This is a genomic window from Burkholderia sp. B10 (genome assembly GCF_004368385.1).
Lineage (GTDB): Bacteria > Pseudomonadota > Gammaproteobacteria > Burkholderiales > Burkholderiaceae > Burkholderia > Burkholderia vietnamiensis.
On the sequence record NZ_PQMX01000045.1, the window covers coordinates 41,996 to 53,050 of the forward strand.

Here is an 11,055-nt window from a genome sequence, read left to right on the forward strand (position 1 = left end):
CGCCATGCGCTGCCGTGCCGTCGATCGGCGAAAAGCGAAATAGTGGCGAGCGAACGCGCTTCAAGACCCGCGCGCACGATGCGTTTGTAACAAAATGTTTCAACGCATCAGGATGCGGCGCACCTCACCCAGCCGGTAGCGCACAGGCGCCGCGCGCTGCAGCGACGGCCGCCACGGCCGCGGCGGGATCGGGCACGGCGGCTGCCGGCCGCCGTCCGCATCGAGTGTGTCGTCGGGTTCGTCGAGCGTGCGCCAGAGGCCGCCCTTGACCGGACGGAACATCCAGCGCGCGTAGCCTTTGCGGCCGCCAGCTGCATCAGCGCGTCGCGCTCCGGCGCGCCGTCGACGAGATGACGTTCGGCGCATGCGCCGGCACCGTAATCGCCGTAGTCGCCGAACGCTTGGCGACACACGAGCGCTTCGCCGGCCGACGCGCCGAGCGTATTGCACGCGCGCCGCTCGACGCGCTCGAGCTCCCATGCGCCCAACCGCCATGCCGCATCGAGCAGCATCGCCTCGACGGATTCGAGCGCCGGCCCCGGACGCTCGAACTGGATCGCGCTGCCGGGCACCGGGCGCAGCGGCACGTCGATGCCGGGCAGCGCGAGCGGCGTTTCGCGCAGCAAGCCATGCCAGTGCAGGATCGCGATCAACGGCGTGTCGGCACGTGCGGCGGCGGTCACGGTCACGGCATAGAGCGGCAGTCGAACGGCGTCGATCTGCTCGTTCACGATGTCGAAAAGGTCCATGAAACCTCCCATTCTTTCGAAAGCGGACGGCCCCTTGAAATTCGCAACGCGTGACCTATTTTAGGTGTCGCTCGACGCAGTCGCGGTTCTCGCGCTGCGTGCTTCGATGGGTTATCGGCCAGGCAGGCAACGGCACGGTAGCGCACCGGTTCGTCGCGCATCGGGTTGCCGCCAGGCGATGCTTTGACATGAGAGACGAACATGCTGAGTCCACACGAATTCGCGACCTTGATGCTGATCCGTCATGCGCCGGATCAGCTGGACAACGGCCGTGCCGAAATCGACACGCTGCTCGCACGCCAATTGATCATGCTGGAACATCGCGCCGACGGCGATCGGCGCGTGCATCTGACGCCGCGCGGGCACGCGATGCTCGACGCGTTCGGCGCGAGTGGCGCCCGCCGCCGCCGCGCGAGCGGTCGTCCGCCCGCGCTCGCGCACGACCGCGACGAGCCAGACGCGCAGTGCGGTCAATGGTTCGGCGCGGCGGCCGCCGATGCCGGCAGCGCGCAGCCGCAGACGCAGACCTGATAGTCGCGGCAATGCTCGCCGTATGCGGTGCCGCATACGGCGATGCGCGTGAATCGTGGAAAGGGTCTCCGGCGGCAAACGCCGGCAGTCGGGCGCGGCCCGAATCAGTGGCTATGGCGCGTGCGGTTGCGGTTTCCGCTCGCGCGGTCGAACGGCTGCAATCTGGCGAGTTGCTCGACCGACATCGTGACAACTTCGAGAACATGCCGCGCGATCTGCTCGTCGGTCATCCCGGCGCTCAAATACTGTTCGATGCTGATCGTGCGCGGGGGATAGCTGCCCGATTCGTCGTCGACGATGTGGATCCTGGCGGTTCGCCGCTCGGGTGAGAGCACGACCTGGACGGTCCTGCCGTGAACGATGGTCTGCATGCACAAGGCTGACATTGACGGTCTCCCGTTGCGTGTCGTTCTACCAATCATCGGCCGATACCGGCGATTCACCTGAGCAATCTACAAATTTACGTCGCCATTCGCAACCATATGGAATGAATCAAGGCGATCGCACGTGGCACGCCTGGCATGGCTGGCTTCGTTGAACGCGTTCGGCTGTCAGGAGAGCGTACTGCCCGAGGGTTCCGCAACCCGTCGGCACGCTATGCGTAGCGGCTCAACCATTCTTCCGAGAATTTCTTCGCGTACGCGACGGCTTCCGCTTCGGTGTCGAATTCGCCCAGCTTGCGGAATGCGGCCTCGCGGCTGAAACCCAGCTTCGTCACCTCGACTTGCGCGGCATATTTGCCGTTCTCGGTCACGCGCGGCTCGCAGTTCATCTCATACCCGCGCATCACAAACTTTTTCTGCATCGCTTCGATCTGTTTTGAGACGAGCGAAATCGTAGCATGGCGTGCGGCTCGTGCACGCAGCGCCCGGCAACTGTAACTTCATCGGTTGCGCTAGAGGATTTCATCGAAAAAGGGCCGCATGCTGCGCCGCTGCGCGCCGAGGCCTACGCGGCGCACCCGGGCCCGGCGCCGACCGTTATGCATGCCCCGAAGCGGTGCGCATCGCGTAACGTCGTGACACACCTTTCACAGAAACCCATCTTTTCGGCCACGGAATGGCCGCAGTTTTGCGGTAAAGTTATCGTTTCCGCGCGTGGCCGGTCGGCTCGCCCCTGGACGTCCTCAAGACTGTCCGCCGAGACTGCCGCAAGGCGTCGTTCTGAACGTCACGATCCGTTCCCGTAGCATGACCACTGAAGCAATCACCACGGATTCCCTCGCGGTTGCCGAGCGCGTGCGCGAGTTGATGACCCGCAACGGCATCGGCAAGCGCCAGCAGACCACCGAGCTGTGCCGCATCCTCGACCTGAGTTTTTCGCAGGGTCACCGCAAACTGCGCGGCAGCAGCCCCTGGACGCTCTCGCAGATCAAGAAAGTCGCCGAAGCCTATGGCGAGCCCGCCGCCCAACTGTTCGGCGCGCAGACGCTCGACCCCGGCATGGTCGGCGCCTGTTCGCAGGAAGCCGTGCTCTATGCGGGCGTCGCCGAAATTCCATGCACCGCGTGGATCGGCGCGCCGCTCGAAGCGGGCGCCCGCCCCGAATTCGTCGCCTACGAACAGAACGGCCGCTGGCGCGTGCTGCGCCACACCGGCGTGCTGTATCAAAACGCGTACGACGTGCACAAGATCGAGATATATCCGCGCCGCGCCGAAAGCGACAAGCTGATCGTCGCGGTGATCGATCCCGACCGCGTCAGCGCGACCGAACTGTGCCGCTATCTCGAACGGCAAGGCTTCGCCACCGCCGCGTTCGACGGCCTCGCGCCGTTCGTCGACGCGCTGCAGGGCCAGGCGTTCGATGCGGTCGTCACCGAATGGCGGTTCGACGACGGCACGGCCGCCACCGCGATCAAGGCGGTGCGCACGTCCGACAATCCGGGCGCCCCGATCTTCGTGCTGACCGGCGACCTGCTGACCGGCCGCGCGAGCGAAGCGGACATCAGCGAAGTGATCCGCGCGTTCGACGTCGTCTGCTACGAAAAGCCCGCGCGCATGGCGATTCTCAGCGCCGATCTCGCGAAGCGGCTGGCCCGCAGTTGAGCGCCGGCCTGCGCTGACGGGCAGCCGGCGCAGGCCGCTCGGCGGTGGCGCACGGGTTCGTCAGTACAATGGCCGGATTCCGTTCACGACCGGCCTCCGCCGCCCGACTTCATGGCCCGCCTGATTCCCGACGACTGGAAAAGCCTTGCCGCCACCGGCGCGGCCGAACGCGAGCGCGAGACGCTCGCCGCGCTCGAACACGCGCTGCCGGACACCTACACCGTCTATCACGGCGTCCACTGGACGCGCGCCGACCAGGGCTTCTCGGTGTTCGGCGAAGCGGCCTTCGTGGTCGTCAGCGCAGCGGGCCGCGTGCTGCTGATCGAGCAGAAGGCAGGCTTCCTGCGCGAAACGCCGAAGGGCCTCGTCAAGGTCTACCTGCAGAAGGAGCGCAACGTCCCGATCCAGCTCGCGCGCACGCAGGAAACGCTGCACCGGCGGCTGACGGCCGCGCTCGGCGCGGGCGTCTACGGCGTCGATGCGCTGCTGTACTGCCCCGACTACGCGATCCGCGACACGGCGATCGCCGGCGTCCCGGCGGACCGCATCGTCGATGCCTCGCGCAAGGCGCAGCTCGCGCAGGTCATCCAGCAGATTCTCCCCGACGACGACGCGCCGTTGCCGAACGCCGCGAAGCTGCATCACTTCTTCGCGGACGAGCTCGCGCTCACGCCCGATACCAGCGCGCTCGTCGGCCAGGCCGGCACGCTGGTCACGCGGCTGTCGGGCGGGCTCGCCGCATGGGCGCGCCAGCTCGAGTTCACGCCGTTCCGATTGCGCGTGACGGGCACGGCCGGTTCGGGCAAGACCCAGCTCGCGGTGCAGGCGATGCGCGACGCGCTCGCGGCCGGCAAGCGCGTGCTCTACGTGTGCTTCAACCGGCCGCTCGCCGACTACATCGCACGCATCGCGCCGCCCGGCGCGACGATCGCGAACTACCATCAGCTGTGCGACTGGGTCGCGCGCGACGGCGGCTATACGCCCGACTTCGACGCGCCCGGCGCGTTCGAGCGGCTCGAGGCGCGCTTCGCCGAAACACCGGTGACGGAGCGCTGGCGCTTCGACGTGCTGATCGTCGACGAAGGTCAGGATTTCCACGCGCCATGGGCGACGGCCCTCGAGCGCCTGCTCGCGCCGAACGGCGCCTGGTGGTGGCTGGAAGATCCGCTGCAGAACCTGTATCTGCGCGAGCCCGTCGCGCTGCCGGGCTGGGTCACGCTGAAGGCGTTGACCAACTATCGCAGCCCGCGCGACCTGCTCGAATTCGTGCGCGACGTCGTCGGCCGGGTGGAGCCACTCGCGGCCGAGCTGCGCTCCGGCAGCCCGTTCGACGGTTCCGATCCGGCCGTGTCGTCATACGGGGAAGCCGGCGCGTCCGACGACGCGCTCGCCGACGCGTGCATCGACGCGACCAAGCGCGCGATCACGCACGCGCTGTCGCTCGGCTTTCGCAAGCAGGACATCGCCGTGCTGTCGTATCGCGGCCGCGAGAGCTCGGTGCTGGCGCGGCTCGACCAGCTCGGCCCGCACCGGCTGAAACGGTTCACGGGGAAGTACGACCTGTTCGGCAACCCTGAATACCGCGAAGGCGACGTGCTCCTCGATTCGATCTACCGGTTCAAGGGGCAATCGGCGCCCTGCGTGATCCTCACCGAGGTCGACTTCGACACGCTCGATGCGCGCGCGGCCCGCAAGCTGTTCGTCGGCGCGACCCGCGCGACGATGAAGCTGCTGCTCGTCGCGTCGGCGCGCGCGGCTGCGCAACTGCCGGCCGCTTGACGCACGGCTGCCCCGGCGACCCCGGCGACGCCAACAACGGCACGCCGGCAGCCGCGCCGGCCGCTGCATGCGCCGGCGCCCGATGCGTCACGCGACCCGGAACGTCCCCACCGCCCGACGCAGACCTTCCGCCTGCTCTTCGAGCGACGCCGCGGCGGCCGCGGCCTGTTCGACCAGCGCCGCGTTCTGCTGCGACACCTCGTCCATCTGCGACACCGCGCGGTTCACCTGCTCGATGCCGTCGCGCTGCTCGTTCGACGCTGCCGCGATCTCGGTCATGATGCCGGTCACGCGGCCGATCGCCTGCTGGATGTCCTGCATCGTCGCACCGGCCACGCCGACCAGTTTCGAGCCCGTCGAGACGCGCTCGACCGACTCGCCGATCAGCGTGCGGATTTCCTTCGCGGCCGACGCCGAGCGCTGCGCGAGCGTGCGCACCTCGCCCGCGACCACGGCGAAGCCGCGGCCCTGCTCGCCCGCCCGCGCGGCTTCGACCGCCGCGTTCAGCGCGAGAATGTTGGTCTGGAACGCAATGCCTTCGATGGTGCCGATGATGTCGGCGACCTTCTGCGAGCTCTGGTCGATCTCGTTCATCGTGCCGATCACCTCGCCGACGACCGTCGCGCCGCGCGTCGCGATCTCGCTCGCGTTGTCCGCACATGCCTGCGCCTCGACCGCGTGATCGGCGTTCTGCTTCACGGTGGCCGTCAGTTGTTCCATGCTCGCGGCCGTCTGCTGCAACGCCGACGCCTGCTCCTCGGTGCGCTGCGACAGGTCCGTGTTGCCGGCCGCGATCTGGTGCGTGGCGGTCGAGATCGATTCGGAGCCGCGGCTGACCTGGCGCACCGTATCGGCGAGACTGCGCTGCATCCCCGTCACGCCCTTGACCAGCTCGGCCATCTCGTCGCGCGACGACCAGTGCAGCTCGGCCGTCAGATCGCCGTCCGACAGGCGGCGGAAATGCGCGAGCAGCCGGTTCACCGGCTGCGTGATCGCGAAATGCAGCCCGACCGCGCAGCCGAAGCAGGCGGCCAGCCCGAACGCGATGCCGGCGAGCGCGCCGATGCGCATCCAGCCGTAATAGGTCTGCGCGGTGTCGTAGACGTCCTTGCCGCGCGCCGCCTGGTATGCGTCCAGCGCATCGGTCGCCTGCGCGAGCGCGACCGACAGCGGCGGCGCGACCGTCATCAGCAGCCGGTCGGCGTCGTCGCGGCGGCCGCCGCGCATCGCGTCGATCATCGGCTTCAGCGCCTGCCCGATCAGCGCCTGGCGGGCGGCGTCGAGCCGGCTCGCGAGCGGAGCTTCGTCGCCGTCGTGCGGCATCGCCGCGTAGGTGCGCCACGCCGCGTCGGCTTTCGCGAGATAACCTTCGGCCTTGCCGACGAGGTCGGGCACCTCCGGCGCGTCCGGATGCACGAGCGCGCGGTCGAGCGTGGTGCGCACGATCATCAGGTTCAGGTTCGCCGCGGACAGCGCCGTCTTCGCGACCATCTGGCGCGTATAGGCCTCGTCGAGCGCGCGGTTCGAGCTCTGCATCCCGGCAAGGCCGATCAGGCCCGACACGACGAGCAGCACGGCCACCAGACCGAGCGTGGAAAAGATCCGCGTACGGATCGAAAAGCGGGAAAACAGGGCGTTCAGGTTCATCATGTCGGGAGTGAGCGATGAAAAATGCCGCGGCAATCGGACCGCGGCATTCTTTATTACGGTTTCCCTGCAAAAAACTTGAGTGCGAAGTGTGCTTGCACACTGATCTCGGTCAATTCATCTGACCTGAAATCTCCCGTTACCGCTGCAACAATTCGAGCCACGACGATCATTGATCGGACAACGGAATACGCCTATATTTCGACCGATTCACTGCCAAGGCAGATATTTCAATGGAAACCAATACTCTCGTTGCTGTCCCGCCCACCGCCGCGGCCGGCCGCGACGCGCCGAGCGGGCCGATCGTCGCCGCGCTGCTGCTCGTCATGCTGCTGTCCGCGCTCGACCAGACGATCGTGTCGACCGCACTGCCCACCATCGTCGGCGAGCTCGGCGGCCTCGACCGGCTGTCGTGGGTCGTCACCGCGTACCTGCTGTCGTCGACGGTCGTGCTGCCGCTGTACGGCAAGCTCGGCGACCTCTACGGCCGCAAAGTCGTGCTGCAGGCCGCGATCGCGCTGTTCCTCGCCGGCTCCGCGCTGTGCGGCATCGCGCAGGACATGCCGCAGCTGATCGTGCTGCGCGCGCTGCAAGGGCTCGGCGGCGGCGGACTGATGGTCGTCACGATGGCAGCGATCGGCGACCTGGTGCCGCCCGATCGCCGTGCGCGCTACCAGGGGATGTTCGGCGGCGTCTACGGCCTCGCCACCATCGTCGGGCCGCTGCTCGGCGGCTTCCTCGTCGAGCACCTGTCGTGGCGCTGGATCTTCACGATCAACCTGCCGCTCGGCGCGCTCGCGCTCGCGGTGATCGGCGTCGCGTTCCGCCCGCAGGCGGCGCCCGTCAAGCACCGGATCGACTACATGGGCGCCGCGTTCCTCGCGACGGCGCTCACCTGCGTGATCCTGTTCACCAGCGAAGGCGGTTCGCTGCTGCCGTGGTCGTCGCCGCAACTGTGGCTGACGCTCGTGCTCGGCGCGGTCGCGATCGGCGGCTTCGTCTACGAGGAGCGGCTCGCGGCCGAGCCGATCATGCCGCTCGAGTTGTTCCGTCAGCGCACCTTCGTGCTGATGAGCCTGATCGGCTTCGTCGTCGGCATCGCGCTGTTCGGCTCCGTCACGTTCATTCCGCTCTATCTGCAAGTCGTCAAGGGCTCGACGCCGTCGCAGGCCGGCTTGCAACTGCTGCCGATGATGGGCGGGATGCTGACGATGTCGGTGGCGAGCGGCCGGCTGATCGCGCGGTTCGGCACCTATCGGCCGTTTCCGATCGCCGGAACGCTGCTCGGCGGTGTCGCGATGGCGCTGCTGTCGACGCTGTCGCTCGACACGTCGCTGCATACGATCTACGCGTACATGGCGCTGCTCGGCATCGGGCTCGGCATGGTGATGCCGGTGCTGACGCTCGCCGTGCAGAACGCCGTCGAATTCCAGCACATGGGCGTCGCGACCTCCGGTGCGACGCTGTTCCGCTCGATCGGCGGCTCGCTCGGCGTGGCCGCGTTCGGCGCGCTGTTCTCGCACGGGCTGCAGTCGCGGCTCGAGCAAGCGCTGCCGGCCGACGCGACGCTGCCGGCCGCGCTCGGGCCGACGGCCGTCCAGCAGTTGCCGGCCGCGGTGCGCGACGCGTACCTGCACGCGTTCGCCGGCTCGCTGCACGGTGTGTACCTCGCAGCGACGGGCGTGATCGCGATCGCATTCGTGCTCGCGTGGTTCGTCGAGCGCGCGCCGCTGCGGACGCGGCGTTGAATTGGCGGTGGCGGCGCGCAAGGCGGCAGCGCTGTCGGCCGGGCGTAGTCGCGCGAGGCGGAAAGTGCGCGAGGCGGCAGCACCACGCCGCTGGTCGTCTGCCTCGATTCGAGCAAGCAGTGCGCGGCGGCGGCTTGGTCGAGCGGTAACCGCGCCTGCCGCGCTCACGGCATCAGCGCCATGCCGCCGGTCGTCTGCTGCATTTCGAGCAAGCGGTGCGCGGCGGCGGCCTGGTCGAGCGGCAGTCGCGCCGCACGCGCTCACGGCAGCATCACTACGCCGTCGGTCGTCTGCTTCGATTCGAGCAAGCGATGCGCGGCGGCGGCCTGCTCGAGCGGCAGCCCTGCCCGCCCGCGCTCACGGCAGCAGCACCACGCCGCCGGTCGTCTGCCGCGTTTCGAGCAAGCGATGCGCGGCGGCGGCCTGCTCGAGCGGCAGCCCTGCCCGCCCGCGCTCACGGCAGCAGCACCACGCCGCCGGTCGTCTGCCTCGATTCAAGCAGGCGGTGCGCATCGGCAGCCTGTTCTAGCGGCAGCCGCGCGCCGACCTCCACGTGCATCCCGCGCGCGAACCACTCGAGCGTCGCGTGCGCCGCGTCCCGATAGCCGGCCACGTCGCGCGCGATGAAGCCCAGCACGCTCGGCCGCGCCAATGCGATCGAGCGCGCCGGGCCGAGCTCGTCGAGATCGATCGTCTGTCGCGCGCCGATCGCGGCCACCTGCCCGATGCTCGCCACCATCCCGAACGGGCGGATGGCGCCGAGCGTGCGGGTCAGCACGTCGCCGCCGATCCCGTCGATCGCGTAGTCGACGCCCGCGCCGCCGCCGAATGCGCGGGCGGCCGCGACGAAATCCTCGTCACGGTAATCGACCACCGCCTGCGCGCCATGCGCGCGCACCAGCGCGGCCTTGGCCGCCGAGCCGACCGTGCCGATCACGCGCGCGCCGAGCGCGTGCGCCCACTGCGTCGCCAGCAGGCCGACGCCGCCCGCTGCCGCGTGGACGAGCACGCTATCGCCGGCCGCCACCTGCCGCACGCGGTGCAACAGCATGTAGACGGTGATCCCCTTCAACAGGCCGCCGGCCACCGTTTCGTCGCTCACGCCGTCTGGCACCGGCACCACGCGCTCGGCGGGCAGCGTGCGCAGGCTCGCGTAGCTGCCGGTCGGCAACCCCGCATAGGCGACCCGCTGGCCGGCGACGACGGCGTCCACGCCCGGCCCGACCGCGTCCACCACGCCGACGGCCTCGACGCCCAGCGCAGCCGGCAGCGCCGGCAACGGATGCGCGCCCGTCCTGAAATAGATGTCGACGAAATTCACGCCGACGGCGGTCTGTCGAATCCGCACTTCGCCGGGGCCGGGCGGCGCGACGGGCGCATCGACGCGGCGCAGCGCACCGGCGTCGCCGTAGCGGTCGATTCCGATGCGGATCGCGGTTTCAGTTCGGGTCATGGCATTCCTCGCGTTCGTATGAAGTGACGCGATCATCCCATCGTGCATAATCGAGCGGAATTCCCATTTCCCGCCCACTTCCTGTGCAAAATTCGACCGATCCATCCAGCGGTTCCGCGCCGGCGATGAGCTGGGACGATCTGCGTTACTTCCTCGCGGTAATGCGCGGCGGTAGCTTGTCCGCCGCCGCACGCGCACTGCAGGTCCAGCATTCGACGGTCGCGCGGCGCATCGACGCGCTGGAGTCGGCGCTGGGCATCCGGCTGTTCGACCGGCTGCCGCGCGGCTGGCCGCCGACCGACGAAGGTCTGCATCTGGCCGAGCATGCGGCGCGCGTCGAGGCCGACGTGCATGCGTTCGCGCGCGCCGCGCAGGGCGCGGCGACGCTCGACGGCGTCGTGCGCGTGTCGGCGTCGCCGGTGTTCGCGAGTCATTTCCTCGCGCCGCGGCTCGCCCGCGCGCAGCGCGCGTGGCCGGCGCTACGGATCGACCTGATCGGCGACATGCATGCGGCCAACCTGTACGCGCGCGAAGCCGACCTCGCGGTGCGCCTGTCGCGGCCGAGCGAGCCGGGCCTGGCCGCCCGCCGGCTCGGCACGATGCGCTTCGCGCTGTGCGCGTCGCCGGACTGGGCCGCCGCGCCGCCCGATACGTGGGCGTTCGTCGGTTACGACGACGCGCTCGCGCAAATGCCGCAGCAGCAGTGGCTCGAGCGCTTCGCGGCCGGGCGCGGTTTCGCGTTCATCTCGAACGATCTCGCCGCGCTGCATCGCGCGTGTGTGGCGGGCGCTGGCATCGCGCTGCTGCCGCGGTTTCTCGTCGATTTGCCGGGGATGGAGGCGGGTTCGGTCGCTTCGGGCATTTCGGGTGCGCCTGGCACTTTGATCACTTCGACTGCGCCGCCCGCCTCGACCACTTCGAGCGCATCGAGCGCATCGAGCGCATCGGGTGCATCGGGTGCATCGGGTGCATCGGGTGCTTCGGGTGCTTCGGGTGCTTCGGGTGCTTCGGGTGCTTCGGCCGCGTCGAGCGCATCGAGCGCCTCGCCTACTTCGACCACTTCACCCCCTTCGATCTCGACAGACGCTTCGATCACCAAAACC

The 11,055-nt window shown here is 68.9% G+C and carries 8 protein-coding genes and 2 pseudogenes; 5 read left to right on the plus strand and 5 right to left on the minus strand.

What is annotated here, in order from left to right; translation table 11 throughout:
- Nucleotides 1-99 precede the first annotated feature (99 nt).
- A pseudogene (locus C3Y15_RS21350) lies at nucleotides 100-749 on the minus strand (diguanylate cyclase).
- 201 nt (nucleotides 750-950) lie between these two features.
- Between C3Y15_RS21350 and C3Y15_RS21355 the strand changes: the two are divergent.
- A complete protein-coding gene (locus C3Y15_RS21355; protein ID WP_059895185.1) occupies nucleotides 951-1,280 on the plus strand; it encodes a hypothetical protein in 330 nt (109 codons plus the stop codon).
- Between the two features lie 104 nt (nucleotides 1,281-1,384).
- Here C3Y15_RS21355 and C3Y15_RS21360 read toward each other — a convergent pair whose 3' ends face one another.
- On the minus strand, nucleotides 1,385-1,666 hold the full coding sequence (locus tag C3Y15_RS21360) for a hypothetical protein (RefSeq protein ID WP_045577881.1): 282 nt from the start codon (nucleotides 1,664-1,666) through the stop codon (nucleotides 1,385-1,387).
- A 209-nt stretch (nucleotides 1,667-1,875) separates the two neighbouring features.
- Complete coding sequence (locus tag C3Y15_RS21365) at nucleotides 1,876-2,085, minus strand: hypothetical protein (protein WP_034195215.1); 210 nt, start codon at nucleotides 2,083-2,085, stop codon at nucleotides 1,876-1,878.
- Between the two features lie 385 nt (nucleotides 2,086-2,470).
- Between C3Y15_RS21365 and C3Y15_RS21370 the strand changes: the two genes are divergently transcribed.
- Entirely contained in the window at nucleotides 2,471-3,325 is an 855-nt protein-coding gene (locus C3Y15_RS21370; RefSeq protein WP_011882463.1) for a helix-turn-helix domain-containing protein, read from the plus strand.
- Nucleotides 3,326-3,436: 111 nt separating this feature from the next.
- Nucleotides 3,437-5,104 (plus strand): ATP-dependent helicase, encoded by a 1,668-nt coding sequence (locus C3Y15_RS21375; protein ID WP_014725243.1) that lies wholly within the window; start codon nucleotides 3,437-3,439, stop codon nucleotides 5,102-5,104.
- 87 nt (nucleotides 5,105-5,191) lie between these two features.
- Here C3Y15_RS21375 and C3Y15_RS21380 read toward each other — a convergent pair whose 3' ends face one another.
- A complete protein-coding gene (locus C3Y15_RS21380) occupies nucleotides 5,192-6,751 on the minus strand; it encodes a methyl-accepting chemotaxis protein (RefSeq protein WP_041494308.1) in 1,560 nt (519 codons plus the stop codon).
- A 233-nt stretch (nucleotides 6,752-6,984) separates the two neighbouring features.
- Between C3Y15_RS21380 and C3Y15_RS21385 the strand changes: the two genes are divergently transcribed.
- Entirely contained in the window at nucleotides 6,985-8,499 is a 1,515-nt protein-coding gene (locus C3Y15_RS21385) for an MDR family MFS transporter (RefSeq protein ID WP_059463115.1), read from the plus strand.
- A 454-nt stretch (nucleotides 8,500-8,953) separates the two neighbouring features.
- Here the strand turns inward: C3Y15_RS21385 and C3Y15_RS21390 are convergent, their stop codons facing one another.
- Nucleotides 8,954-9,952 (minus strand): quinone oxidoreductase, encoded by a 999-nt coding sequence (locus C3Y15_RS21390; protein ID WP_034195218.1) that lies wholly within the window; start codon nucleotides 9,950-9,952, stop codon nucleotides 8,954-8,956.
- A gap of 125 nt (nucleotides 9,953-10,077) precedes the next feature.
- Here C3Y15_RS21390 and C3Y15_RS32560 point away from each other — a divergent pair.
- Nucleotides 10,078-10,776: pseudogene (locus C3Y15_RS32560) on the plus strand (LysR family transcriptional regulator); the annotation flags it as partial.
- Nucleotides 10,777-11,055: the final 279 nt, after the last annotated feature.